The following is a 25213-nucleotide window of genomic DNA, read 5'->3' on the forward strand; positions in this document are numbered from 1 at the left end:
CCCTTCAGCCGACTCGTTCGCTGATGAGCACCGGCGAGTCGATCTCCTCGTCGAGGATCTCCAGCCCACCGGGGCTGTAGCTGGTGATCGCCAGCCGCCGGTCCACAGTGGAGCGGTTGTGCTCCGAGGCGTGCAGGATCAGGCTGTGGAACACGAGGCAGTCGCCCGGTTCCAGTGGCACGTACACCGCGCGCCGCGCGCACTCGCGCTGGTCGACCTGCAGTTCCCAGTCGACCTTCGCGTGCGCGACGACCTCGCGGTGCGAACCGGGGACCACCTGCAGGCACCCGTTGTCCGGGGTGCACCTGTCCACCGTGATCATCGCGCTGACCAGGCTCATCGGCCGGAACGGCCAGTACACGGCATCCTGGTGCCACGGCTTCTCCTGGCCGACGCCAGCGTGCTTGAACATCAGCGCGTCGCGGTAGAGCTCGACGCGCGGGCCGAGGACCTGGTGCAGGACCTCGAGCAGGTCGGGGTGGCGGACCAGTGAGCGCTCGAGCACGGGCGACAGCGCGGTGAACCCGGTGATCTTGCGAACCACCGGCTCGCCGTCGGCGCCGGGCAGGTCCTCGAGGTCGTAGCTGGGCGCCAGCGGGTTGCGCTTGCCGATCACCCGGACATTGGGCAGGTCGCGCCACCCGGTGTCGAGCCGGTCGAGCTCGGCCGCGCACTCGGCGACCTCCTCGGGGTCGAGCAGGCCGGGGATCACGGTGAACCCGTGTTCGGCGAAGTGGTTCGCGTGGCCGGACCGCCGGACAGCGTCGTGGTCGGACCACACGGCCGCGGCGGGGGACACCCGGGTGGTGCCAGTGGACATCGGGGTCAACTCCGTTCGTCGCTGCGGTGGCGCGGTCCGCGACACCGGGTCGGTGTCGCGGACCGCGCTCTGCTCCGCCTCCTGGCCGACTAGAGCCGGGTCAGCGGGTCGTACGCGCACATCTTCGGCGTGCTCACGATCTCCTCGGACTCGTTGTCGGTCCACAGGTCCGCGCTGTTCTGCGCGCTCGGAGCGGTGGTGGCCTCCTGCGCGGTGGTGTTGTTCGCCATGTGTTTCACCTCCCTCGTGTTTGGGTTCGCTCGCCGACTATGCCGAGCGGCTCGATTGGGTGTCAACGGGTTGCGGCACAACGGATTCAGCGCGTTCTGGTGAGTCGACTGTCTACTTTGGGTAGACAACGGGCACTGCCCGCGCCGATGGGTCCGACGCGGGCTGGGCACACTGCTGACCAGGGGTCAGGGACGCACCGGGACGCGGTCTGGGCCGCGCACGAACCGGGAAGCGCACCAGCGCACACCGTTCGGGTCGTGGGTGGGCACCGGGAAGCGCTCCAGCAGGGTCGCCACCGCTGTCTCCGCGACCATCCGGCCGAGCCCGGTGCCCGCGCACAGGTGCTCGCCCCTGCCGAAGGCGAGGTTGCCCCGCGGTGGGCGGTCGACGAGGTAGCGGTCCGGCTCGTCGAACTCGGTTTCGTCGCGGTTGGCCGACCCGATCGCCAGCAACACCGAGGCCCCCGCCGGGATCACCTCGTCGCCGACCGGAACCGGCTCGTAGGTGGTCCGCACCGCGACGCAGGCCGGACCGTCGTAGCGCAGGGCCTCGCCGACAGCGCGGCGCACCCCGTCCCGCTGGTGCCGCAGTGCCGCGGCCTGGTCGGGGTTGTCCGACAGGGCGAGCCAGGTCGTTCCGATCAGGTGGGCGACGGTGTCGTTGCCGGACAGGAAGAGCAGCAGCGCCGTCGCGATGAGCTGGTCGGTGTCGAGCACCCCGGCCGCCCGCGCGGTCAGGTGCGCCATGAAGGTGGACGCGGGCCGGTCGAGCGCGGCGCGCAGGAGTTCGGCCAGTTCGCCGAAAGCGGCCTCGCCCTCGGCGCGCACCTCGGCTGGCGCGTCCGGCTCCAGCGATTCCCCCGCGCGTCGGGCCGCCAGCGCCAAGCGGTCCTGGTCGACCGCGGACACCCCGAGGACGCGGGACATCACCCGGACCGGCAGCCGCCAGGCCACGTCGGTCATGAGGTCGAAGGGCGCGCCGGCGGGCAGCTCGTCCACCAGGGCATCGGCGGTCGCCCTGGTCCACGCGGCGACCTCGCCCGCGGCCTTCGCGGTGAACCCGGGTGTGACCAGCTTGCGCCAGGCCCGGTGGACCTCCGGCAGCCTGCACCCGATCCACTGTTCGATGAAGTACTCGGTGGCGCTCTCGGCGCCGTAGGGCCGCTCGCCCGCGTACCCGGCGAGCCTTCGCACGTCCTTGCCGACCCGGGGATCGGCGAGCAACCGGTGCACGTCCCGGTAGGACACCACGACCCAGGCGCCGGAGAGGTCCCGGTGCACGGGTCCGGCGGCGCGCAGGTCGGCCCAGAGCGGGAACGGGTCTTCCCGGAACCGCCGCAGTCCGAAGTCGATGGTGGTCGTGGGCACGGCGGCTACCGCCGCGCGGAGGCTGTGACGGTGTCGGACATCCGGACCTCGCTGGTCGCTCGCGGGTGGGGTCGGCCGGGGCCGCTGGATCTTCGTCAGTTCATCGTTCGGTCCCCGGTGATCAGCGGTCAAGGCGCACGGGAAATCGGCCGTTTTATTTCCGCCGTCCCGCCGGCGGGACGCAACACAACTGCCGGAGCGGGTATCTCAAAATACACCGATCGCCGTCCGGGCGGTTTTGGGTCGGGAAGCTGCCGGTGACGGGGGTGGTGATCTGCGTGAGTTCTCGCTCGATGCCATCATTAACAGCGGAGGTACCACGGGTAATGTCACGAAATGCGAGAATCGGACACCGGGTCGCCCGGAGATTCACCTCCGCGCCCGCTCGCCGGGTGACCACCCGGTTGGCGGAACCCATTCCTCGGCGGAGGAACATATGATCAACTACGCGAATGGTCCACTGGGGGATCACCGAAGCGCGTTCACCGGGGCACCCGACGGGTACCTCCGGCGCTTCGCCATGCCCGCGGGCGGACCGAGCACATCGACGGGGATCTGGGGTGATCTGTCATGGGTGGGCAAGGACGTGTCGAACGCGGACCGGTGGCGACGCGGGCCCGCGCGACCCCGGCCCTGGTTCCCGGACTCGAGGCTGTCGAGGGCTTGCGGGTGCGGTCGAACGGTTTGCTGCTGCCGCAGGGAATGCCGTTCGACGTCTGGCAGCGGGTCGGCGACTGCGTCCTGCTCGCGGTGGGATCGCTGTCCTGGTGGGTCGGCGACTGGTTGGTGTTCGGCGAGCACACCTACGGCGACCGGTACCAGGCCGCCATCGCGCAGACCTCGCTCGAGTACCAGACGTTGCGCAACTACGCCTGGGTGGCGAGGAAGTTCCCGATGGCGCGCAGGCGCGACGCGCTCAGCATCGGTCACCACAGCGAGGTGGCCGCGTTGACCGAACCGGAGCAGGACGCCTGGCTGACCCGGGCGGAACGCCTGGGCTGGTCGCGCAACGAACTTCGGCGCAGGCTCAAGGCCGCGGTGTCCGCGGCGGTGCGCGGCCCGGCGCAGGGACGCGCCGCGCCGGAGCGGTCGGTGAGTTTGGCGGTGTCCGCCCAGCAGCACGACCGGTGGCAGGCCGCGGCCGAACAGGTCAACTGCCCGGTGGCGGACTGGATCGTCGACACCCTGGACCGGGCCGCTGGCCGAATCGGCACCCCGGTGCAGAGCTGACTCCAACCGCGAATCCCATCGACTTCGGCGAGCATTGCGCGATTTACCAGCACACATGCTGTTCGCCAATCTCGGTGTGATCCTGGACCGCCCGGTTTGGCCCTCGAACCACAAGCGGGTAGATTGCTGGGGCATGTCCACTCTGGGGGGGAAACGGGCGCCCGCGGGCCGCCGTGTGCTCGCGTCCGCCTTGTCGGAAATGCGCGAGATCCTCAACTCCGCTGACAAGGCGGCCAGGGCTCTCACCTTGGCCACCGCGGCCACCTGCCTCGGCTCTGGCGCCTTCTACGCGGTCAGCGCGATCTACTTCTCCACGGTCATCGGGCTCTCCGCCGCCCAGATCGGCGTCGGCCTGGCGTTCGCGGGCGTCGCCGGGATCGCGGGTGCGCTGGTGGGCGGTTACACCGCCGCCCACTTCGGCTCGCGCCGCACCCTCGTCGCGATGCTGGTGGTGCTCGGTGCGCTGATCAGCTGCTACACCCTCGCGGGCACGATGCTGACCTTCACCGCCCTGGCCTCGGCCATCTCCCTCGTCCGGTACGCCAGCACCACGGCGCGGGCCGCGCTGATCGCCTCGGTGCACACCGGCCCCGAGCGGGTGCGGCTGCGGGCCCGGCTGCGGGTGGTGTCCAACTCGGCCACCGGCCTCGGCGCGCTCCTGGGCGGGGTCGCCCTGGTCATCGGCACACCGGCCGCGTTCACCGTCGCGCTGGTCGTGGTGGGGGCCCTGACCGCGTCAAGCGCGATCCCCCTGGTGTCGCCGACCGCCAGGGCCCGTCTCACCGACCCCACCCCGCCGGATCCCGTGCCCACCACGCCGGTGCCCGTCCAGGTCGCCACCGAGGTCGCCGCTCCCGCGGCGCCCGGTCCGGTCCGGTCCCCGTTCCGCGATCCTCGCTACCTGGCGATCGCGACTCTCGTGGGGGCCAACGCCACCTACTTCGCGCTCCTGGAGATCGGTCTGCCGCTCTGGATCACGCAAGCCACCACCGCGCCCGCGGTGCTGGTGTCGGTCGTCCTGGTCATCAACACCACGGTGATCATCCTGACCCAGGTCGCGGCCTCCCGGGGAACCCACGACGTCCGGGTCGCGGGTCGGACCGCGCTGCGCGGCGCGGGCCTCATCGCCGCGGCCTGCCTGGTCTTCGCCTTCACCGGTGGTGTCGACCTGGTCGCCGCCACCGTCCTGCTGCTGGTCGGTGCCCTGCTGATGTCCGGTGGCGAGGCCCTCGGCGAAGCGGGCGCCTGGGGTCTCACGATGGAACTGGCGGACCCCTACAACCAACCCCGCTACCAGGGCGTCGTCGAGATGGCGTACGCGGCGGGCCAGACCGTCGGGCCGCTGCTGATCTCGGCCACGGCCATCGCCCACGGCACCTGGGGTTGGCTCCTGTTGGCCGCCATGTACTCCCTGTGCGGCGGCGGTCTCTACCTGTTGTCCCGCAAGGGTCCGGCGACCTGACCGCTGGTGCCTTGCCTGGCGTGGGTGGGGCGGACGGGTTGGCGGAGGATGGTGCGGAGTTTGGCGGGGTCGGTTCGGCGGGCGTCGGAGAGGTAGATCTCGTGGTGGCGGTCTCGGGGGGCGAGGCCCTGGGCGGGCATGAACTCGTCGTGCATGCGGGCTATGGTGGGGCCTTCGTCGTCGTAGGGTCCGATGTGGAGGGTTTGGACGGATGTGCCCTCGTGCAGTGCCTCGAACCGCACGTCGTGCGCCGTGGGGGTCTTCTCGAGGGTGCGCGCCGTGGCGGTGGCGACGATCTCCTGGGTGATCCAGTCCGGCTGCACGATCATCAGCGTCCAGTCCCAGGCGTCCTTGTCGCGGGAGTGGAACACGGCCAGGTCCGGCGCTGACCACAGCCCTTCCAACGGCCCGACGGTGTGCACCCGGCCCAACTCCGCCTTCGCGATGGCGCGCACGGCGTACGAGGTGGCGTACAGCGCCGTGACCACCTCGGCGTAGCGGGGTGAGGTGTTGGGGTCGCCGTGGCCGTCGGCCATGAGGAACCACATGCGGGGGATGTCGACGACGTCGAATCGGGCTGGTTTCGCGGAGTAGCAGGCGGGACGCGCCTTCTTGACGTCGTAGTTGTCCGTGACGGGTTTGTCCACAGCGCACTCCTCTCGCGACACGGCTCGATGCGCAGCGTAACGGCCGCGGGGGCGCCGGGTAACAGTCGGCGTGTGGTGGCGATGAGTCCACCGTGGGTCGAGTGGTGGTAGCCGTGGTGGGTGTTGTGGTCGCGGGTGTCGCGGTCGTGGTGTTGGTCTTCAGCGGGCGCGACGTGTCGGGTAACGCGGTCGCCGCTGGGCCGGTCCCGCCGTTGACGGGGGAGCGGGCGCGGGAGTTGAGTGCGGACCTGGTCAGCGGGGACGAGGCGCGAGTGCGCAGGGCGGTTGCGGTGTCGCCTGACCAGCCGTTCGACGCCGGGTTCGTGGCCTCGCTGGCGGGCTCCCCGGTCGAGTTCGACGTGACCACCTTCCGGGCCGAGCCGGACGGGGCGGCCCGGGTCTCGGCGCGGGTGGGCGGTGCTCAGTGGACTGTGTGGTTGGTCGCGGTCGACGGTCAGTGGCTGATCAGCTCCACGGAGGCCGTCCAGTGACCGGGCGCGCGTTGGTGCTGGTGTTGTGCCTGGTTTCCCTGGTGTGCGCGGTGCCCGCGCGGGCGCAGACCGGCCAGTGCGGCGACGCGAAGTCGACAGCGGCGTCGTCGGGTCAGGCGAAGGGCAAGCGGCCGGTCGTGTTCGTGCACGGCTGGACCGGTGACCCGATGACCGATTCCGCGCGGAAGCTGTCCGACCAGCTCGACGGCAAGATCAGCACGTACACCTTCGACTACGGCAAGTGGTCGTCCTACTGGGCCGCCGACCCGCACATCGCGCCCTGCCTGGCGACCTACCTCGGTCAGGTCTCCGCCGCGCACAAGAAAGCCGGTGGCGACGGCAAGCTGATCGTCGTCGCGCACTCCATGGGCGGGCTGGCGGTGCGGTACGCGCTGACCCCGGAACTGGCGAAGGTCGTGCCGTACGTGATCACGCTCGGCACGCCGCAATTGGGGTCACCGTGGGGCGGCGAGGGTGGGCCGTCCCGGTTGGTCGAGGTGTTTCAGCACGCCCTGGGCAAGAAACTGCCACCCGCCGACGGTCGCGACGGCGGGAAGTGCCTCGCCGAGCACACGAAGGGGACGCCGTTGCCGCGCGGCTGCGGCGATCTGCCGCCCTGGCTGCCCGCAGGCGTCAACCTGACGCAGATCGGCGGGGACGCCACGGTCAACCGCACGTTCTTCGGCTGGACCGCCTACTCCATCCCGCTGGCCAGCGACGGCGTGGTGCCGCTGTCCTCCGCGCACGGCTACCCGGTCTCCGGGCCGACCGGGAACACGCCTGTCGACAGCGCGAAGTCCTTCTCGCGGCGCGACACCTGCACCGTCGACTTCGGATTCGTCAACCGAGCCGCCCACGAGCTGTCGTTCGTCCCCGCCTCGATGGCCCTGGACTACTTCACCCTGCAGGACCTGCAGAAGGACCGGTTCAGCCTGCCCGTCCAGGCCTACCTCGGCGGGGTGACCATCGCGGCCGCCTGCTCGCACGTCCGGCTGCCCACCGACCAGAGCGCGGTCAAGCAGGCGGTCGAGGTGATCAAGGCGGCGCTGGCAGACCTGAGTCAGGGCGCCACCAAGGTCGTCAACGTCGTAGGGGTGGACAAGGCGGGGAACTCGGCTTCGGGGTGGACGATCGAGGGCGAGAGCACCGAGGTCGAATACTGCACACCCTCGCCCGCCTCGGTCGGCAAAGACATCGTCACCTGTTCCCCCACCGCCGCGGGAGCCCTCGCCTGCTGGGTCACCCCCGACCGCCACACCCTCCTGTGCGGCGGCTACCCGTGGGAGAAACGCCTGCACAAGGTTGTCTCCAGTAGCGAGGTCCCCACGACCACCCCGCCCACCGCCACCGAACCCTGGGGCGTAGACCTCGAAGACGGCGCCAAATGCCTCCTCCGCAACGGAGGCAGCTGGGGCGGCCGAGCCGACGGCTACGTAGGCGCCTACTCCTGCGACCGCGGCGAATCGGAGTTCATCCTCGTCGGCCCCGGTGATCAGGTCGCGGTCAACCGCTTGAGTCCCGTATGGACAGTCCAGGTCGGTGCCCTCGGCGCGGACGGCGAAGCCTTCCCGCCACCCACAACCAAGAAGATCCGCACCGCCTACTTCGCCGCAGCGCCATAGTTCCGGATCGTCGAGCCAACGATCAGGCGCCGTCTTTGTCGGTGTCCACGCCGAGGAGTTTGGCGGCTAGGTAGGCGTTGGTGGTCGCTTGGACGGTGAGGAGCATGGAGTTGTTGTAAATGGTGTCGTCGTCGTTGGTGGTGTCTCGGCCGGTGTGGGTGGAGTAGGGGGCGGCGGTGTAGACCTTGTCGTTGAGGGAGTCTTCGAACATCAGTTGGGTGGTGAGGGCTTTGGTGTTGTTGAGGTGCACCATGGCGTGGATGTGGACGGTTCGGCCTCGGTACCAGCCTGGCCAGATGGTGGTGAAGCGGACCACGCCGTCGGTGTCGGTGACCTGGGCGCCGCGGAGGTAGCGCTTGTCGTCGGTGGGCACCAGGTCGGCCATGTCGCCGGAGCCGGGACCAGAGCCTGGGCCTGAGCCGGAGGGTGGGCCGCCTGGGCCACCAGGGCCGCCGCCGGGGGCGCCGGAGGGAGGGGCCAGGGCGCCGGGGGCCATGCCGCCGCTGGGCATGCCTTCGCCGCCGCCACCGGTGGACTGGGACTCGGCGCCGGAGTAGAGACCACCGGCGTCGCAGTGCCAGATCTCCACCACGACGTCCTTGAGCGGGGTGCAGCCCTCGCTGTCGACGACCTTCAGCGCCAGGTCCAGCCGGGTGCCCTGACGGTCTTCACGGATGTCGCCGCGGATCTTGTCGGCGTCGAAGTAGTACGGGCCCTGGGTCGTGGTCGGCGAGAGGGTGCAGGTGGTCGCGCTCGCCAACAAGGTGGCCGGATCCGCCCCAGCCGCCGCGGTTGTCGTTGTGCTGGACTCCTTGCCGCCGCACGCCGCGACCACTCCGGCAAGGGTGAGGCTGCCGAAGACCACCGTGCGCCTGCTGACCCGCTTCCCCTCGTCGAGCACGGTGGACCCTTCGCCGGAGGTGGACGCTTTCGTCCGACGCTAGCCGGGTTCCCGAAACCCGGCAGTCCGGAGTGGAGTATCACCGGTTCGGATGAACCCGCTGCCCCCGGGTGGCGGCGCGCGATGTCACCCGGTTCGCCGCTTGCCTGGACTGCGGTGAGGCAGCAACCTCAATCGAGGCACTGACCGGCGGCGGAGAGGAAGCACCATGCCTGGCGGCTCACGACTGCGGTGGACCAACGCGCGGCGGCGGTGGCGTGCTGTGGTGTTCGCCGTGGTTCTGCTGTCTCCCGTCGCGGTCGCCGCGCCTGCCCAGGCGGCGCTTGTCGAGTTGACGTGCAATGTCAACGTGCAGCTCAGCTTCAGTCCCGCGCTGACCGCCACGCAGACAAGCGCCAAGCTCACAGGGGTGGCGTCCGTGGTGAACTGCCTGTCTCCCAGCGGGAACTACAACCAGCTGCAGGCCGGGAGCGTTTCCGACGCCACGGGCACCGCTGTCTCCCTCGGCGGCGTCCCCTGCAACCTCCTGGCCACCTTCACCGGCCGCGCCACCATCGACTGGTCGCCCAACGGCGGCCACACCACCTTCGACTTCACCGTCAACACCAACCCCCTCAACGGTTTGGTCACGTTGATGACCACCCAGGCCAGCGGCCCGCTCACCGGCACCACCTCCCAAACCGTCGGCGTCGCCAACCCCAACCTCGGCTGCGCCCTGGGCGGTCTGTCCAGCCTCAGCGTCCCCTTCGGACAGACGACGTTCCTCGGTGCGCTCTGATCAACGCGCCGGTAGACTCCCTGCCAGTCGACGGGTGGGGAGTGGGCATGGCTTGCCGCATCAGCGAACTGGTGATCGAGGCGCGGGATCCTGAGCTGCTGGCGACCTTCTGGTGCGCTGTGCTCGGCTACGTCGAGCTCGACCGGGAGGACGGCGCGATCGAGATCGGGCCGCCGGGTGTCGGCTTCGGCGGCCCGCAGCCGACGATCATCCTCAGCCCCAACCCCGAACCCAGGTCCGGCAAGTACCGCCTGCACCTCGACGTCAACCCCACCGACCGCGACCAGGACGCCGAACTCGCCCGATTGCTGCAGGTGGGCGCGACCCCCGCCGATGTCGGCCAAACGGGGGAGGAGGGCTGGCACGTGCTGGCCGACCCCGAGGGCAACGAGTTCTGCCTGCTGCGCAAACGGATTCCTGAGCTATAGGAGGCTCAGGGGGCGAGTAGGTGTCGGAGGCGGGCAGCGTCCGTGTCGCGACCTTGCTCTTCGAACATCTCAAGAGCTTCACGCCAGCTCGCACGAGCTCGATCCTGTTGGCCTAGAGCGGCATGGGGATGACCAAGGTTGCCTAGGGTGAAAGCGACAAAGTAGGTGTTGCCAGTGGCGCGGTACCGATCAAGGGCCCGGTTGTAGTAGGAGAGGGCTTGCCGGTGGTCGCCGGTAAGGTGGGCGATGAAGCCAAGGCTGTCCAGGATGGATGCCTCGCCATCGGGATCGTGCTGGTCTCGCTGCAGGGCGAGAGCGGCGCGGCAAAGGTCGAGCGCCGCGTCGAACTCGCCGAGGTGTGCGCTGTACCACCCTGCGGAGTTGAGAGCGTCGGCCTCCCACACCGGCCGGTTGAGGGTGCGGTAGAGGTCGAGGGAACGGTGGGCGTGGGCAAGGGCTTGCCGGTGGTCACCGAGGCGTCCCCAGAGGAAGGCGATCACCCGGTGGGTGTGGGCCTGCTCGGTGCGGTCGTGATGGCGCACGGCGAGGTCGAGGGCCTGGTTGAGGTGTTCGAGAGCGTGGGTGTGCCTGCTCAGGCGCGAGTACGCGCGGCCAAGGCACCGGTGGCTGCGGCTCAGCACAGCCGGTTCGCCCAGATGCGCGGCCGCGCCGAGGGCGGCTTGCCAGGACGTGAGGCTGTCGTAGAGGTGCCCGCACCGGAGGTGGAAGTTGTTCAGTGTCCACGCCAGGTCCCAGACGGCTTGGTGGCGGCCGAGTCGGGCGGCGGTGCGCTGGCAGGCGAGCAGCGTGGGGTGCTCCACCGCGAACCAGGTCGCGGCCGCCGCGGAGTCGGGTAATCGGAGTGGGGTGACGCCGGGTAGGGCCGGATCGGCGTGGAGGACGGGGCCGTGGGGGTTGAGGAGGCGGTCGGCTGTGTGGGCGCCGCGCACGTAGAAGTCGATCAACCTGCTCAGGGCCGCCCCTCGGCGCCCGGCGGTGACGGTCGTGGCGGCGTAGGAACGGACGAGGTCGTGCATCGAGTACCTGCCGTGATGCCGCTCGACCAGCGACGCCTCCTCCAGCGCCGCTAGGGCCCCGTGTACCCGAGCTGCGGGCAGGGCAACGAGGGAGATCACGGCGGTCGCGGTCGTGTCGGGTCCGGGGGCGACGCCCAGTAGGCCGAAGACGGTGCGCTGTTCGTCGGTGAGGCGGTGCAGGGACCACGACAGGACGGTCGGCAGACTGGCGGCGGGGTCGTCGTCGGCGAGGGCGTCCAGACCACGCGCGGTCAAGTCGTCGGCGAGGTCGGTTCGGTCAGCGCTGGTGCGGACGCGCGCGGCGATCAAGCCCAGCACCAGGGGAAACCCGCGGCACAGTCCGGTGAGGTCGGCGATGGCCTCGGGGGCGACCTGTGCCGAGGTGAGCAGTGTGCGGGCTTCGGCGTTGGTGAGCATGCCGACGCGCAGGGAGTGCGCGCCGTGGCGGGCGAGGAGGCCGGTGAGCCTGCCACGGCTGGTGATCACAACCGTGCAGGTGTCGCCCCCGGGCAGCAGGGGCGCGACTTGTCCTGCGGAGAAGGCGTTGTCCAGCAGGACGAGCATCGTCTTGCCCGCTGTGTGGGTGCGGTAGAGCGCGCCCCTGGCGTCGAGGTCGAGGGGGTTCGGGTCTATCCCGAGGGCGACCAGGAAGCAGCCAAGCACGTCGAAAGGGGCCTGGGGCTCGTCGGGGCTGAAGCCACGCAGGTCCACGGCGAGCTGGCCATCGGGGAACCGGTCGAGGTTGCGGTGCGCCCAGGTGACCGCGAGCCACGTCTTGCCTGCACCGCCCGCCGCGGAGATCACCACTATCCCGGTTCGCGCGTCGAGCTCGGCCAAGTGCTCGGCGCGGCCTATGAATCCCCGTGGCGCCATGGGCAACTGCCGTGGGATCGCGACTGGCGTGTGCTGGTGCAGGTGCACGGTGCCGATCGTGTGGGCTTGCACGGAGTTCGCCACCGTTGCCGCGTGCAGTTCGTTGCGCGCCTCGACCATCGCCCACCCCCACGCCGTACTTGATCGGCGAATGTAGCCCCGGGAACCGGACGACCGATCCGCGCCGGTGCGGGGTTAGACCCAGACCACGCAGTTGTCGGCGGCGTTGTTGCCCATGACGCTGACGATGCCCGCCTTCCCGTCGGCGAAGAAGCGGGCGAAGATGCCCGCTGGGCGGCCGCCGAAGAGGAGGGGGCCCAGGACGGGGGAGACGGGGACGTCGTGGGGGGTGGTGGCGTCTTCGGTGGTCATGGGGAGGTGGCAGGTGGCGGGGGAGACGAACTCCTGGACGATGCTGGTGCCGGTGTGGGCGGCCGCGTCCACTGCGGTGGACCACTCGGCGGCGGTGGTTTGTTCGCCGATGAGCACCTGCTTGCCGCTCATGCCGAGGCCTTCCTTCAGCACCAAGCGCTCCCGGTTGTCCACAGTGTACTGAAGTAGGTCCACGCCTTCACCGTTGACGGTGGTCTTGCGGGCGGACAGAACACGGGTCCAGGGCAGGTAGCGGTCGACGAGCGCCCGTTCGGCGGTGCTCATCCACGGGCGGCCCTCCGACAGCAGGCCCATGGTCAGCTTGCTCGCCAGGAACGTCGAGGTCTGGGTGCCCACCAGCAGCACCCCGTTGTCGAGGGCCTCCTGGACCGGCGCTGTGTCGATCCCCAGCTCGTCCCAGTCCGGAATGGTGAAGTTCCGCAGCCCCAACGGGTAGTGCACCGGGCCGTTCCAGGCCTCCGACAGGTCCTCGGGTTCGAAGAACCGCGCGTGCAACCCCCGCGCCGCATAATACTCGGCCTCGATGTCGAAGTACCGGGTCGACGCCACGCCCTGGTCGCGAGCGCTGCCGACCAAGGCCACCCGTGGCGCCACGCCGAGTTCGGCCGCGAGGTCGCGGAACATGCGCTCCCGCACGGCGAACGGCTCGTGGAACCCGAACGGCACCTTGCCGTCGGCGTCGCCGTGCAGCGCCCGCCACACCAGCAGCCTGCAGTGCGTCTCGACCGGGCCGCCCAGTGCGCCGCTGACGTTGAACTCCAGGAACCTCGGCCCGTCCGGCCCGATCACCACGTCCGGGCGCACCACGCAGTCGGCGTACCGCTCCTCGAGGAACTGGTCGGCCACGAACAGCTGGTTCTCGCTCTCGGGCATCCCGTACGCGGCCAACCGGCCCTCGGTCGTCGTCGCGGTCTCCAACGCGACGCGGCGCACCAGGTCCAGCAGCGCGATCGTGGCCCGGTAGAGCTCGGCGTACGAGGCGCGCGGGATGGCGATGGGGGCGGCGGGAAGCATGGGCTGGTGGGGCCAGCCGGTGTCGCGGATCTCGTGCCGCAGCATGTCGCGGATGGTGGCGGGCGCGGCGGCCGGGGCGATGACGTGCTCGCCGAACCAGGGGTGGTTACCGGACATCGAGGGTTCCTTCTACTGTGGACCAGGCAAACCAGGGAAGGGGACGCGGATGACGCTGCGGCAGGTCGGGGACAACGAGTTCGTCGAGGAGCACGGCGGGGACTACGAGGACTTCACCCCGGGCATGGTGATCCGGCACTGGCCGGGCCGCACCCTGTCCGAGGCCGACAACACCTGGCTGACCCTGCTCACCATGAACCAGCACCCGTTGCACTTCGACACCGCTTACGGCGCGGGCGCCGAGTACGGCCGGGTGCTGGTCAACAGCGGCATCACCCTGTGCCTGGTCGGCGGCATGACCGTGCAGGCGCTGTCGGCGCGCGCGGTGGCCAACCTGGGCTGGGACAAGGTGCGCCTCAAGGACCCGGTGTTCGTCGGCGACACGCTTTACGCCACGAGCCGGATCTTGGACAAGCGGCTGTCGAAGTCGCGGCCGGGCACCGGGATCGTGACCGTGGAGACGGTCGGCACCAAGTCCACCGGCGAGACCGTGATCACCTTCGAGCGGTCGTTCATGGTCCGCTGCCGCGACAGCTGACCTACACAAAGGCGGCCGCCGCGGCGGTGTCCTCGATCGCCATGCCGACGCCCCGGAATACCGTGGTGCGACCGTCGGGTGTGTACCCGGCGGTCACCACCGCGCCGAGTTCACGCAGGTCCTCGGCGGTGATTGATCCGGAAGCGATGGCCGCCCGGACCTCCGCGGCGTCTTCGACCGCCGCCGCGCGTTCCTCGACCAGGACGAAAGCCGAACCCAGCAACTCGGGCCCGACCTCGACGGCCTCCTCGTCGGTGCCGCCGATGATGTTGACGTGCGCGCCAGGAGCGATCCACTCCGCCGCCACCACCGGTTCGGGGCCGCTCGTCGATGTCGCCGTGCAGACCACCTGGGCGTCGGCCACGGCGTCCCGCGCGGTCCCGCACACCCGGACCTCGTGGCCGAACTCGGCGCGCACCCACTCGGCGAACCGCTCGGTGCGGTCACGGGTCCGGGAGAACACCCGCACGCTCCGGATCGGGCGTACCGCCGACACCGCCCGCACCAACGCCCGACCCTGCACACCCGCGCCGACGATCGCGAGATCGCTGACGTCTTCAGGCGCGCACAGCCGCGTGGCCAGGCCCGCGACCGCGCCCGTGCGCACCGCGGTCAGCTCGGCGCCGTCGAGCAGTGCCGTGATCTCCCCGGTCTCCAGGGAGGTCACCACGACGACGCCGTGGATCAGCGGCAGCCCGCGCTCCGGGTTGTCCGGGGTGAGCGTGGTGATCTTGACGCTGCCGACACCGCGCCGTTCCCAGGTCGCGGTCCCGGCGAGCAGTTGGCGCTGGGGGCCGTGTTCGACGATCGTGCGCGACGGCGACCGGGTCTTCCCTGCGGCCAGGTCCGCGAACACCTCGGCGAGCGCGTCGACCACCCGGACCACGGCCTCGGTCCCGGCCATCTGGTCGGCGCCGATGAAGCGGGTCAACTGGCCACCTGCCCCAGCTCCGCGACGACGTCCACGATCAGGTCTTCTTGGCCCGCGATCGCCTGGCGCCTGCCCAGCTCGAAGAACACGTCGCGCGGGTCGACCCCGCTGCGGCGGGAGGCGTCGAGGACCTGGTGCTTGAAGCCGGAGAACACGCCCGCGAGTCCGCTGACGATGCTGACCGTGTCGGTGACGGGGGGTGCGGGCATCAGTTCCCGCTCGGCGAAGTCGGCGGCGTCGAGGAGGCCGTAGAGGTCGATGCCGGTGCGGAAGCCGGTGCGCTCGAGCACCGGGACCAGCACCTCGAGTTGCGTGTTGCCCGCCCCGGCGCCGAACCCGCGCGCGCAACCGTCGATGATCGTCGCGCCCGCCTGGGCCGCGGCCACCGAGTTCGCCACCGCCATGCCGAGGTTGTTGTGCCCGTGGAAGATCACCGGGACGTCGACGGCCGCCGCGATCGCACCGATGCGATCCGAGACGTCCTGTGGCAGGAAGTTCCCCGCCGAGTCCATCAGCCCGACCGCCCGCGCACCGTAGCCAACGGCGGTCGCCGCGTGCTCGGCCAGCTGGGCGGCGGTGGCCATGTGGCTCATCATCAGCACGCAGTGCCCGTCCGCGCCCTGCTCGGCGAGGAAACCCAGGTGCCGCTCGGCCAGCGAAGGCTCGGTGCAGTGCACGCCGATGCGGATCACGTCCGCGCCGTGCGCGATCGCCTTGCGCAGATCGGCCGATGTACCCCAGCCGGGCAACATGAACACGCCCATCTTGCTGCGCCGCAACGCTTCCCGGACCGTCGCGAGCATGAGGTCGTCGCTGACCGCCGCCCGCCCGACCTGCATCGACGACGCGCCGAGCCCGTTGCCGTGGCCGACCTCGACCACCGGCACCCCCGCGGCGTCCGCGGCCTCGGCGTACCCGCGCAGCGCGGCCACCCCGAGCTGGTGCCGGACGGCGTGCTGACCATCGCGCAGGGTCGGGTCGTGCACTACGACGTCACGGGCCACCGCGTCATGCGCCACCGCGTCATGTGCCACCCCGGTCATGACCGGACCCCCGTCCCCGCGGCGCTGAGCCGGGCCGCGTGCTGCTCGGCGACCAGGATGGCCGCCGAGTTGATGATGTCGAGGTTGCCCGCGTAGTGCGGTAGCACGTCGCTGTCGGCGATGACCTCCACCGACACCACCACCCGCTCCCCGGTCACCGCGCAGGCGATCACCCGGTACCCGGGCGCGAACTCCCGCACCCGCGCGGCCACCGAGTCCACCACCGACCGGATGGCGTCCGGGTCGGCCCCCGGGATCACCGCGTGCACCGCGGTGCGGAACGTCGCGGGCGGCACGGCCGGGCTGATGTTGAGGATCGCCTTGGTCTCGGCGACGTCGGTGAACGTGGTCAGCGCGTGCTGGGTCGTGGCCACGTACTCGTCGAGGTTGAGCCGGGTCGCCCGGCCCGCGATGGTGCTGGCCACCGTGGACACGACCTCCAGGTACCGCACCGCGAACCGCTCGGCCAGCGCGTGCGCCACCGGGATCGACGCCTGCCCGCCGCAGCTGATCAGGCTCACGTCGCGCCCGGTCGAGCGGGCCGTGCCGGTCACCGTCGGCACCACCATCTGCCCGATCTTGCTCGGCGTCAGGTCCACCAGCAGCGTCGGCGTGTCCGCCAGCAGCCGCCAGTGCTCGACGTGCGCCGCGGCGCTGGTGGCGTCGAGCAGCACGTCGAACGGCTGGTCGGCGGCCAGCACCGCGTCGATGCCCCCGGCGCTGGTCGGGTAGCCGAGCCGGGCGGCGTGCGCGAGCCCGGCCGAGTCGGGGTTGCGGCCCACCACCAGGGCGCAGTCCAGCACGGGGGAGCGGTGGACCTTGCTGACCAGGTCCTGCCCGATCGCCCCGGTGCCGATCACCGCGACCCGGTTGCGGAGCCCGGTGGGCGTTGACTGGGTGACGGTCATGCTCTGCCCCCGTTGCCGAAGTTGCCGAACCGCTCGGTCCAGGCGTCGCCCTGGGCGACGGTCGCGCGGGCCAGGCGGGCGAACGGCGGACCCACCATGTTCCCGTCGAGCACCGCGATGCCCCCGCCCGCCGCGCCCACCGCCTCGGTGACCCGGCGGGCCTGCCGCACCCGCTCCTGGTCCGGCCGCAGCGCCGCGTTGATCGTGGCCAGCTCGCCGGGGTGCACCGTGGCCTTGCCGTGGAACCCCAGCTCCCGCACCCGCTCGATCTCCTCGACCAGCACCTCGGGTGCGCCGAGCCGGAAGTTCGCCGTGTCCACGCAGCCGCTGCCGTGCCGCGCGCAGGCCAGCGCCATCGCCTGGCGGGCGGCGAGCATCCCGGCCCAGGTGATCTCCACCCCCAGCGTCGCCGCCAGGTCGGCCGAGCCGAGCACCAGCCCGTCGGCCGCCGCCGCGATCGCGTCCATCTCTCGGATCGCCGCGACGGTCTCCACGGTGACGTAGACCTGCGGGTGCGCGCCCGCCTCCGCCAGCGTGGCCCGCAGCAGGTCCACCTCCACCGGCGACTCGACCATGGTCATCACCACGAACCCCGGCTTGACCGGCGACTCCGCCAGCGCGACCAGGTCGTGCACCGCGGCGAGGGTGCCCAGTTGGTTGACCCGCACCGCGACGTTGTCCGGGCAGGGCGCCTGCTCCAACGCCGCACGGCAGATCACCCGCGCCGCCGCCTTCTCCCGCGGCGGGACGGCGTCCTCCAGGTCGATCAGGTGCACGTCCGCGTCGTAGGACCAGGCCTTCACGACCCGCTCCAGCGACAGCGCGGGCGTGTAGAGGATGCTGCGGGGGATCGCGCGCGCACTCACGGCAAGGCCTTCGCCGGGGGCGCGCCGACCTCCGCCAACACCGAAGCCAGCGCCTTGATCTGCTCCACCGCCTGCCCCGCCCGCAGCATGACCCGCAGACCCGCGGTGCCGCGCGCGACGATCGGGAAGAACACCGGCGAGACGTAGAACCCGGCCTGGTAGACCCGCCGACCGGCGTCGATCACGCTCTCGTCGTCCATCGGCACCACCCGGATCGGGTAGCTGGACCCCGTCTGCTCGGTGTGGATCAGCGAGTCGAACAGCGCGATGTTGTCGTTGAGCCGACCCTGCAACGAGACCAGCTCCGGCCCGCGGTGGATCTCCGCCGACGCCAGCGACGCCCCGACCGCGGCGGTGTTCATCGGCTGCGAGTACGACAGCGCGCCCGCGAACCGCTCGATCACCCGCTGCGAGTGCTTGCCGTACCCGTCGAGCACGATCGCCGCGCCGCTGGTGCCGAACGCCTTGTTCAGGGTCGCGATGGTGATGGTCCGCTCGTCGCGGATCGGGTTGTTCGCCCGGATGTAGCCCATCCCGCGCTCACCGAAGGCCGACACCGAGTGCGAGTCGTCGTAGTAGACCAGCAGCCCGTACTTCTCCTGCAGCTGTGCCAACTGCTCGACCGGGGCGTACCCGCCGAGGCTGTCGGCGCCGTCGACGACGTAGCAGACCCGCTGGTACTGGCGGCAGAAGTCCTCCAGCTGGTCCATGTCGTGGTGCCCGGAGGTGACCACCTCGGTCTCGTCGGCGCACGCGGGCTTGGCACCGGCCATGGACACGTGGCAGTTCTTGTCGAAGACCATCAGCGGGCGGGTCCCGTTGCCCAGGTGCCCGGAGGCGATCAGCGGCAGCAGCCCGGCGCTGGCGACCCCGGCGGAGATCGCGGTGATCACGTCGGCGCCCCACAGCTCGCCGAGCGAGGACTCCAGCTCCAGCAGCGCGGGCAGCTGCACCCGGCTGCGCGGGATGCAGTGGTCGAGCACCCCGAACCGGCGCAGCGCGGTGATCGCGCCCTCGATGACCGCGGGGTGCGAGTCCAGGTCCAGGTAGGAGCAGCAGGTGAAGTTGACGAACTCGTGCCCGTCGGCGGTGCGCAGGACCCCGTTGTCGAGCTCCGCGACGATCCCGGCGACGCCCTCCTGCTCGGAGCGGTCCCAGAACGCGTTGCCGACGCCGACCGCCTTGTCGTTGTTGCGGTAGCGGTGCGGCGGGGTGATCACCTTGCGCTCGGTCAGCTCGGCGGTCATGACGCGCTCCCGGCGGCGGGCTGGTAGTTGTAGACACCCTTGAGCTTGCGGAACAGCATCGTGTACAGCGCGACGCCGAGCACGTACGGGCGGCGCAGGATCTTGGTGTCCTTGAGCCAGAAGTTCATGTTGATGTTCATGTCCTCCAGCGACTCCGCCTGGTGCCACCAGCCCAGCGGCAGGTACAGCATCTGCCCCGGCTCCAGGATCAGCTCCCGGCGCTCGGCGAGCTTGCCGACCAGCCGCGGGAACCGCGCGGCGTCGAAGTTGTCGAAGTCGAAGGCCTGCGACTTGTCGCCGAAGCCCTGGCGCACCGACCGCGGGTAGTACTCCCAGAACCCGGGCGGGGCCAACACGAACCGCTTGCGGCCCTGCAGGGCGATGTTGAAGTTCTCCAGCTCGTCGAAGTGGCTCTGGGTGAACACGCCCTTGTGGCTGATCCACAGGTTGGCCGCGTTGAGCGAGCGCCGGTAGTCGAACAGCTCCTCGGCGTCGAAGCCCAGGATGGCGTTGACGTCGGCCGGGCTGTCGCGGATGTTGGACACGATCCGGTTCCAGGTGCCCGGGTCGGTGAGGTAGCGCTCGTCGGCGAAGAACTCGCTGAGCTGGATCTCCTTGGTGGTCCAGCGCTGCGAGTTCTGCTTGTTGCTCGGCTCGGTGAACAGCGTCACCCGCATCTGGCCCAGCCGCTCGGCGACCCCGTCGCGGCCCAGGCCCCGGATCTCCTCCGGCAGGTTGATGATCACGGGGACGTCGGCGCGGATCAGCGCCTCCCGCCCGAAGGCCAGGAACTCGTCGAAGTCCATCCGGGGTACCGGCAGGCCCCCGAGCTCGACCGGGTGTGTGCTCACTGCATCCCTCACTGTTCTCGTGCCGCTCTGTCCAGCTCGACCGCTTCGACCACCTCGGGCTCACGCGCCCGCAGCGCGGGTTGCCCGAGGACGCTCAGCGCCACCGCGACCACCCCGCCACCCACCGCGGCCCACGCCGCCGCCGCGAACCCACCGGAGTCCGCCAGCCGTCCCCCCACCGCGGTGCCCAGAGCGATCCCCGACGCGCCCGCGCTGGAGAGCCAGGAGAACCCCTCCGACAGCGAGCCCTTGGGTGCCAGCGCCTCCAGCACCGTGCTGCCCGCGATCAGACCCGGCGCGATCGCCACCCCCGCCAGCACCGCGAACACCGCCATGACCAGCCCGGACCCGGCGAACGCCAACGGCACCGCGCCCAGGCACAGCAGCCCCGTCGTGGCCATCAGCAGCCGCTCCTGCGACTGCCGCCAGGCCACCGCCCCGTACACCGCGCCCGCGGCGAGGCTGCCGACCGCGGTCAGCGACAACAGCACCCCACCGAACCCCGGGCTGCCCTGCTCGCGGGCGAAGGCGACCATCGTGACGTCGACCGCGCCGAGCAAGAACCCCATGCCCGCGTACGCGACCATCAGCACCCGCACCCCGGGCACCGAGATCGCGCGCTTGCCGCCCCCGGCGTCGGCCGCCACCACGACCGGCTCCGACCGCTGGTGCAGCGCCACCGCGATCGACCCGACCGTGGTGAACGCGACGCACGCGATGAGCCCCGCCGCCGGGTGCACCGACGCGGCCAGCACGGTGACCAGCAGCGGCCCGAGCAGGAAGATCGTCTCGTCGAGCACCGACTCCAGCGCGTAGGCGGTGCGCAGCGACCCCTTGTCGACCAGCGCCGCCCACCTGGCCCGCATGAACGAGGTGAACGACACCGAAGCGCAGCCGGTGGCCACCGCGGCCACCAGCAGCAGCGGCAGCGGGGCGCCGAGTTGGATCGCGGCGATCAGGCTGGTCAGCGCGACCGCGTGCACCGCGCAGGTGACCAGCAGGACCCGCCGCTGCCCGACCCGGTCGGCCAACCGGCCCAGCACCGGGCTGGCCAGTCCCTGCGCGATCAGCATCGCCGCCGCCACGACCCCGGCGCCGCCCAGCGAGCCGCTCACCGCGGCCACCAGCATCAGGCAGCCCAGCGACCGCATGGCGATCGGGAACCGGCCGAGCACCCCGGACAGGCCCAGGGTGAGCGCGCCCGGCTGCCGCAACAGCCTCGGATACGCGCCGAACCCGGATTTAGCGCCCCCTGACACAATGCTCCCGTCGGTGTGAAAAGTGACCGTTGGCGGAATGACGCGGGTCCGGGAAATCGACCGATACATCGGTTCTGGCCGAATTACCCGCCGCTGTCGGTGTCACGATCCAGCCTTGGTCCGAGCGGCGATTGGCCATGTTAGGTGGGCCATCACCGGGTGTCAATTCCGCCGAACGCGACGACAAGCACGGCTGAATGGCCCAAGCCGACTCGCCCGAAGTAGGGATTTCGATACGTAGTGCGAATCGGATTTCCCCGGGAAATACACGTGGTGTCCATGCTCATTCCCTTTCCCAGTCGGCAGGCGCCCGCGCTCAGGGCGCCTGGGTGTCATCGCACCCACCGTGACGACCGTTAGGGGTGCGACCCCGGTCACAACCCGCTGGTGTGAGGTCCGCGCCACCACGTCCGATATCGGTTGACCGCCGGGCGGGCGCCGGGTGAGCATGTCCCCCGCACACCGCGAGCACGACAGGGGAGAGGAGCCGACCATGGGACGCAGTGGGTACCGCCACCACGGCATTCGGCCCCTGCCCGCGTACACGCGGCGACCCGGGTCGAGGTCGCGTGGACTCCCGGTGCTCGTGCCGCTCGCGTTGATCTAGCGCGGCGCGCCGCACAGGGAGCCACCCGTCGGGACACCGACCGGTGGCTTTTTCTTTTCCGCTCCCATGGCTCAACGGACAGAGCGCCGCGCTACGAACGCGGAGGTTCCAGGTTCGAATCCTGGTGGGAGCACTCTCCAACGATCAAGAGGACCCCCCGATGCTCATCAAGACCATCCAGCGCACGCTGCGCGTGCCGCGCTCCGACGGCCCGGCGGGCGACGGTTCCGCCGTCGCCCGCCAGCTCGACGCCGCCCTGGTCAGCGTCGGGTTCAAGGCGAGCCGGGACCTGTTCGAGCACCTCGGCGGCCTCACCACCGGCGCCGCGCTCGACCTGGCCGTCGACGTCGTCACCGCGGTGCGCGGCCTGGTCGGCGACCACGTCGAGCACAACCCGTACTTCCAGGACTTCCCTGCGGGCGTGCCCGACACCGTCGAGTTCTGGATAGGCATCCTGCGCGCGGCCGAGGCCAAGGACACCACCCTCGGCAGGCAGCGGGGCCCCATCAACCTGCTGAGCTCCCTGCGCTACGGCCGCGTCCAGCACAGCTACGCCGAGATGCTCGACCGCCACGACGCGCTGATCGACTCCATCAAGGACCGCGTCACCGTCGTGTACCTCGGCGGTACGGCGCACGAGGAGGTGAGCGCGCTCTACCGCTCGCTGGCGGGCGCGACGACGCCGTTGACGGGCGCCGATCTCACCCTCCTGGGCGAGCTCGCGGGGGAGTGCCTCGACCTCGAGCCCGGTCCCATGCCGGTGCGGGAGAACCGCGCCACGGTCAACGCCGCTCGGCTGCTCGCCGGTCGCCCGCTGCTGGCCGTGGACTCCGTCGTCGACGTGCTGCGGATCGCGTGCCAGCTCAGCGGCGGTGACGTGACCCTGGTCGAGTCGACCCGCTTCCGCCGCTTCCGCCGTGCGCACCGCCGGGCCCTGATGGCCGCGTTGGACGCCGCGGTCGCGGCCGAGGGCGGCAAGCTCGGCGACGTCAACCGCTACGCCGGTCGCTTCAAGCGCCTCGGCGAGTACCTGCACCCGCACGAGTACCCGGCGTTCCCGCACGCACAGGACGTGTTCGCCGTCGCCCGCGGCGACCTTGTCGTCCGGTCGCTGGCAGGCCGGGCCGAGGCGGCGTTCGCTCGTGGCGCGATCGGCGAAGCGGCGCGACTGCTCACGGAGTCGCCGGGCATGTTGCTGCGATCGCTCGACCGGTTGTTGCGCACCGCGGGCCCGGAGACCGAGGACGTGCTGGACGCGGTCGGTTCGGTGCTGGATCGGGTGTCGGGCCGCGTGTTGTGTTCGGTGCGCGAACACCTGGCGAACCGAACCGAGGCTGATCCGGCGCGGGTGTTCGTCAACCGCGCTGGTCGCCCCTGGGTCACCCGGGACGACCGCCCGCCGCTGTCGGCGGAGGTCGTGCACCGGGTGTGCGCGATGGTCGACGTGGAGCTGATGTCCCGCATGCCGGTCCACGAGCGACTCGTGATCGACCCGGACGTGCTGGCGGTGGCGTTGCCGCTGTCCGGCAAGGCGGTCGAGGACGGTTTCGCGGTGCTCCCGCGCGGCACCCGCACGCCGGTGGACGGTCGCATCCTGCGGTTCTTCACCTACTGGAAGCAGAAGAAGCAGCGCACGGACTACGACTTGTCCGCACTGCTGCTGGACGAGGACTTCCAGTACATCGGACACGTGTCGTGGACCGACTACCGCAACGACGGCGCCGTGTACTCCGGTGATCTCACCGAGGCGCCGCGCGGTGCCACCGAGTTCATCGACATCCAGTTGGGCCGGACCAGCGCCGCGCACGTGGTGCCGCAGGTCAGCATCTACACGGGCGAGGACTTCGACGTGGTCGACGAATCGATGTTCGGCTGGATGGTGCGCGAGTCCTCGCTCGACGGTGCCCCGTTCGAGGCGCGAACCGTCCGCACCCGCTCGGACCTGCGCGGTTCCGGTCGCGTCGCGCTGCCGATGATGTTCAGCCGCGACGGGGACGGCTGGACGGCGACGTGGTTGCACCTGTACCTGAAGGGAGCGCCCGGGTTCAACCGCGTGGAGGGCCACCACCTCAGCACGGCGATGATCACCAGGGCGATCGCCTCGCGTGCGCACCTGACCGTGGGGCACTTGCTGCGCTTGGTGGAGGCGCGAGCGGGCTCGACGGTCATGTGGGAGCCCGGCCTGCGGTTGACCGAGCCGGTGACCTTCGTCGGGGTGCACCGACCGGACGGCCTGCCGGAGGGCTCCACGGTGATCACGCTCGACCGGTTGTCCGAGCTCATCCCCCGGTAAACCGGTACTGGGCGGGTCGCTGCTTCAGGTAGACTGAGGACCAACGAGGCCACGCGCGGACTTCCTTCACCTGTCCCCTTTAGTCCGTGCACTTTCCTCAACCGCCAGGCCATCTCAGGGCTTCCTTCACTTCCTGATATGAAACTAGCCCCGAGTCTCTCCTGGCGGCCTCATTCCAGCAGTGCCAGCAGGTCCTCGGCCGTGACCTCACCAGGGGCGCGGCCGAGCCTCGCCGACTCCCGTGCCGCGTCCAGCAGGACCTCGTTCACCGGCGTCGGCACACCGTGCAGCCGCCCGAGCCGCACGATCTCGCCGTTGAGGTAGTCGACCTCCGTGGACCCGGTGCCGCGCACGATGCTCTGCCACGTCGAACTACCGCCCCGGCCGAGGTCGGGACTCGGGGTGACGCGGTTGGCCCGCAGGTCGTCGAACTCGGCATCCGAAGCGCTGTCGATGCCCGCCGCCGCCAGCGCGATCGACGCCTCGGTCACCGCTCGTAGCCGCAGGTCGTCCGAGCGCTCGCCGCAGACCGCGTCGATCGCGTTGGCCAGGTTCTGCCGCAGCTTCGCGTACTTCCACCGCATCACATCGGTCATCACCGGGGCGAGGAACCCGGCGTCCCTCAGGTCTATCGAGACCTGCTCGGCCGTGCTGTCGGTGCCGTGCGGGTAGCGGCCGATCGCCAGCAGCCCGGTGTACGGGGTGCCCGCGGCGGTGACCTCACCCGGTGTCAAGAAGGTCGACGGCAGGAGAACGCAGACGCCGTAGACGTTCCGGAACCGCCGCAGCGCCATCGGCTCACCCGCGACGCCGTTCTGCGCGCACAGCAACGGCAACCGGGCTCCCGCTGTCGCGCCGCCCGCGACCGGCCGGTCGCGCCAGGCTTCGAGCGCGGCCACGGCGTCCTGGGTCTTGACGGTCAGCACCAGCACGTCGTCACCGCGCAGGTCGACCTCGTCCGGTCCGCCGACCGCCGGGACCGGCAGCAGCCGCCGCTCACGCGGGGTGATCAACGTCAGGCCGCGCTCGCGCAGCACGGCCCCGTGCGCACCCCTGGCCACCAGCACGACCTCGTGCCCCGCCGCGTGCAGCGTGCCGCCGATCGCGCAGCCGACCGCGCCCGCGCCGATGATCACATACCGCACCGCTGGTCCTCCCGGGTCCGTTGCGCTGTGGTCCACCCTAGTCGGAATCCACTGTGGACGACGCGGAACTTCCGGTGTCGAACCGGGTTCACCTGGTGGGCGCCGTGCTAGCCT

At 70.7% G+C, this 25213-nt stretch carries 23 protein-coding genes and 1 tRNA gene; 9 read left to right on the forward strand and 15 right to left on the reverse strand.

Translation table 11 applies throughout. The annotated features are described in order from the left end of the window. Positions 1-4: 4 nt before the first annotated feature. The 3 genes from JOD54_RS23205 to JOD54_RS35735 form a co-directional block, all read right to left on the reverse strand. On the reverse strand, positions 5-940 hold the full coding sequence (locus JOD54_RS23205; RefSeq protein WP_204453088.1) for a phytanoyl-CoA dioxygenase family protein: 936 nt from the start codon (positions 938-940) through the stop codon (positions 5-7). Beyond that, entirely contained in the window at positions 910-1050 is a 141-nt protein-coding gene (locus JOD54_RS23210) for a hypothetical protein (protein WP_204453090.1), read from the reverse strand. Before JOD54_RS23210 ends, JOD54_RS23205 begins: the two co-directional genes overlap by 31 nt. A gap of 186 nt (positions 1051-1236) precedes the next feature. Further along, entirely contained in the window at positions 1237-2418 is a 1182-nt protein-coding gene (locus JOD54_RS35735; protein ID WP_204453091.1) for a cytochrome P450, read from the reverse strand. A gap of 570 nt (positions 2419-2988) precedes the next feature. On the opposite strand from JOD54_RS35735, the gene JOD54_RS23220 reads away from it, so the two are divergent. Together JOD54_RS23220 and JOD54_RS23225 are read left to right on the forward strand one after the other, a co-directional pair. Continuing rightward, a complete protein-coding gene (locus JOD54_RS23220) occupies positions 2989-3648 on the forward strand; it encodes an LmbU family transcriptional regulator (RefSeq protein ID WP_204453092.1) in 660 nt (219 codons plus the stop codon). Positions 3649-3781: 133 nt separating this feature from the next. Further along, positions 3782-5110, forward strand: a complete 1329-nt coding sequence (locus JOD54_RS23225) for an MFS transporter (RefSeq protein ID WP_204453093.1) — start codon at positions 3782-3784, stop codon at positions 5108-5110. On the opposite strand, the gene JOD54_RS23230 is transcribed toward JOD54_RS23225, so the two are convergent. After that, positions 5077-5757 carry a GyrI-like domain-containing protein gene (locus JOD54_RS23230; protein WP_307860226.1) on the reverse strand — a complete coding sequence of 227 codons (681 nt, stop codon included), beginning with the start codon at positions 5755-5757 and terminating at the stop codon, positions 5077-5079. The two genes, JOD54_RS23225 and JOD54_RS23230, sit on opposite strands and share 34 nt — an antisense overlap. Before the next feature lie 92 nt (positions 5758-5849). On the opposite strand from JOD54_RS23230, the gene JOD54_RS23235 reads away from it, so the two are divergent. After that, positions 5850-6248 (forward strand): hypothetical protein, encoded by a 399-nt coding sequence (locus tag JOD54_RS23235; protein WP_204453094.1) that lies wholly within the window; start codon positions 5850-5852, stop codon positions 6246-6248. Then, positions 6245-7870 carry an esterase/lipase family protein gene (locus JOD54_RS23240; protein WP_204453095.1) on the forward strand — a complete coding sequence of 542 codons (1626 nt, stop codon included), beginning with the start codon at positions 6245-6247 and terminating at the stop codon, positions 7868-7870. Before JOD54_RS23235 ends, JOD54_RS23240 begins: the two co-directional genes overlap by 4 nt. A gap of 22 nt (positions 7871-7892) precedes the next feature. On the opposite strand, the gene JOD54_RS23245 is transcribed toward JOD54_RS23240, so the two are convergent. Beyond that, a complete protein-coding gene (locus JOD54_RS23245; protein ID WP_204453097.1) occupies positions 7893-8771 on the reverse strand; it encodes a peptidase associated/transthyretin-like domain-containing protein in 879 nt (292 codons plus the stop codon). Between the two features lie 208 nt (positions 8772-8979). On the opposite strand from JOD54_RS23245, the gene JOD54_RS23250 reads away from it, so the two are divergent. Then, positions 8980-9549, forward strand: a complete 570-nt coding sequence (locus JOD54_RS23250; protein WP_204453100.1) for a hypothetical protein — start codon at positions 8980-8982, stop codon at positions 9547-9549. A 47-nt stretch (positions 9550-9596) separates the two neighbouring features. Then, a complete protein-coding gene (locus tag JOD54_RS23255; protein WP_204453103.1) occupies positions 9597-9977 on the forward strand; it encodes a VOC family protein in 381 nt (126 codons plus the stop codon). Positions 9978-9982: 5 nt separating this feature from the next. On the opposite strand, the gene JOD54_RS23260 is transcribed toward JOD54_RS23255, so the two are convergent. Further along, positions 9983-12007 (reverse strand): tetratricopeptide repeat protein, encoded by a 2025-nt coding sequence (locus tag JOD54_RS23260; protein ID WP_204453104.1) that lies wholly within the window; start codon positions 12005-12007, stop codon positions 9983-9985. Between the two features lie 75 nt (positions 12008-12082). Then, a complete protein-coding gene (locus JOD54_RS23265; RefSeq protein ID WP_204453107.1) occupies positions 12083-13411 on the reverse strand; it encodes a hypothetical protein in 1329 nt (442 codons plus the stop codon). A 49-nt stretch (positions 13412-13460) separates the two neighbouring features. On the opposite strand from JOD54_RS23265, the gene JOD54_RS23270 reads away from it, so the two are divergent. Continuing rightward, the gene (locus JOD54_RS23270) at positions 13461-13949 is read left to right on the forward strand and encodes a MaoC family dehydratase (RefSeq protein ID WP_204453109.1); all 489 of its coding nucleotides are present in this window, start codon (positions 13461-13463) and stop codon (positions 13947-13949) included. A 1-nt stretch (position 13950) separates the two neighbouring features. On the opposite strand, the gene JOD54_RS23275 is transcribed toward JOD54_RS23270, so the two are convergent. Genes JOD54_RS23275 through JOD54_RS23305 form a run of 7 tightly spaced genes read right to left on the reverse strand, consistent with a single transcriptional unit; the run spans position 13951 to position 21009 of the window. Continuing rightward, positions 13951-14880: an ornithine cyclodeaminase family protein gene (locus tag JOD54_RS23275; RefSeq protein WP_204453111.1), complete on the reverse strand. Its 930-nt coding sequence runs from the start codon at positions 14878-14880 to the stop codon at positions 13951-13953. After that, on the reverse strand, positions 14877-15923 hold the full coding sequence (dmpG, locus tag JOD54_RS23280) for a 4-hydroxy-2-oxovalerate aldolase (protein WP_204453113.1): 1047 nt from the start codon (positions 15921-15923) through the stop codon (positions 14877-14879). Before dmpG ends, JOD54_RS23275 begins: the two co-directional genes overlap by 4 nt. Continuing rightward, a complete protein-coding gene (locus JOD54_RS23285; RefSeq protein WP_204453115.1) occupies positions 15920-16831 on the reverse strand; it encodes an acetaldehyde dehydrogenase (acetylating) in 912 nt (303 codons plus the stop codon). The genes dmpG and JOD54_RS23285 overlap by 4 nt, the downstream gene beginning before the upstream one ends. Continuing rightward, positions 16828-17697 (reverse strand): HpcH/HpaI aldolase/citrate lyase family protein, encoded by an 870-nt coding sequence (locus JOD54_RS23290; protein WP_204453117.1) that lies wholly within the window; start codon positions 17695-17697, stop codon positions 16828-16830. Before JOD54_RS23290 ends, JOD54_RS23285 begins: the two co-directional genes overlap by 4 nt. Beyond that, the gene (locus JOD54_RS23295) at positions 17694-18944 is read right to left on the reverse strand and encodes an 8-amino-7-oxononanoate synthase family protein (protein ID WP_204453119.1); all 1251 of its coding nucleotides are present in this window, start codon (positions 18942-18944) and stop codon (positions 17694-17696) included. The genes JOD54_RS23290 and JOD54_RS23295 overlap by 4 nt, the downstream gene beginning before the upstream one ends. Next, a complete protein-coding gene (locus JOD54_RS23300; RefSeq protein ID WP_204453121.1) occupies positions 18941-19795 on the reverse strand; it encodes a cupin-like domain-containing protein in 855 nt (284 codons plus the stop codon). The genes JOD54_RS23295 and JOD54_RS23300 overlap by 4 nt, the downstream gene beginning before the upstream one ends. A gap of 8 nt (positions 19796-19803) precedes the next feature. After that, complete coding sequence (locus tag JOD54_RS23305; protein WP_204453123.1) at positions 19804-21009, reverse strand: MFS transporter; 1206 nt, start codon at positions 21007-21009, stop codon at positions 19804-19806. Between the two features lie 712 nt (positions 21010-21721). Here JOD54_RS23305 and JOD54_RS23310 point away from each other — a divergent pair. Together JOD54_RS23310 and JOD54_RS23315 are read left to right on the forward strand one after the other, a co-directional pair. Further along, positions 21722-21794, forward strand: a tRNA-Arg gene (locus tag JOD54_RS23310). A gap of 27 nt (positions 21795-21821) precedes the next feature. Continuing rightward, positions 21822-23954, forward strand: a complete 2133-nt coding sequence (locus JOD54_RS23315) for a TerD family protein (RefSeq protein ID WP_204453125.1) — start codon at positions 21822-21824, stop codon at positions 23952-23954. A gap of 170 nt (positions 23955-24124) precedes the next feature. Here the strand turns inward: JOD54_RS23315 and JOD54_RS23320 are convergent, their stop codons facing one another. Continuing rightward, complete coding sequence (locus JOD54_RS23320; RefSeq protein ID WP_204453127.1) at positions 24125-25099, reverse strand: ketopantoate reductase family protein; 975 nt, start codon at positions 25097-25099, stop codon at positions 24125-24127. Positions 25100-25213: the final 114 nt, after the last annotated feature.

The sequence above is a fragment of the Actinokineospora baliensis genome, from assembly GCF_016907695.1.
Classification (GTDB): Bacteria; Actinomycetota; Actinomycetes; order Mycobacteriales; family Pseudonocardiaceae; genus Actinokineospora; species Actinokineospora baliensis.

Bases quoted from the DNA above. Each gene is read 5' to 3' on its own strand.
- JOD54_RS23210 (WP_204453090.1), bottom strand. From the start codon at position 1,050: ATGGCGAACAACACCACCGCGCAGGAGGCCACCACCGCTCCGAGCGCG.
- JOD54_RS23220 (WP_204453092.1), top strand. From the start codon at position 2,989: ATGGGTGGGCAAGGACGTGTCGAACGCGGACCGGTGGCGACGCGGGCC.
- JOD54_RS23225 (WP_204453093.1), top strand. From the start codon at position 3,782: ATGTCCACTCTGGGGGGGAAACGGGCGCCCGCGGGCCGCCGTGTGCTC.
- JOD54_RS23250 (WP_204453100.1), top strand. From the start codon at position 8,980: ATGCCTGGCGGCTCACGACTGCGGTGGACCAACGCGCGGCGGCGGTGG.
- JOD54_RS23255 (WP_204453103.1), top strand. From the start codon at position 9,597: ATGGCTTGCCGCATCAGCGAACTGGTGATCGAGGCGCGGGATCCTGAG.
- JOD54_RS23260 (WP_204453104.1), bottom strand. From the start codon at position 12,007: ATGGTCGAGGCGCGCAACGAACTGCACGCGGCAACGGTGGCGAACTCC.
- JOD54_RS23265 (WP_204453107.1), bottom strand. From the start codon at position 13,411: ATGTCCGGTAACCACCCCTGGTTCGGCGAGCACGTCATCGCCCCGGCC.
- JOD54_RS23270 (WP_204453109.1), top strand. From the start codon at position 13,461: ATGACGCTGCGGCAGGTCGGGGACAACGAGTTCGTCGAGGAGCACGGC.
- dmpG (WP_204453113.1), bottom strand. From the start codon at position 15,923: ATGACCGGGGTGGCACATGACGCGGTGGCGCATGACGCGGTGGCCCGT.
- JOD54_RS23285 (WP_204453115.1), bottom strand. From the start codon at position 16,831: ATGACCGTCACCCAGTCAACGCCCACCGGGCTCCGCAACCGGGTCGCG.
- JOD54_RS23295 (WP_204453119.1), bottom strand. From the start codon at position 18,944: ATGACCGCCGAGCTGACCGAGCGCAAGGTGATCACCCCGCCGCACCGC.
- JOD54_RS23315 (WP_204453125.1), top strand. From the start codon at position 21,822: ATGCTCATCAAGACCATCCAGCGCACGCTGCGCGTGCCGCGCTCCGAC.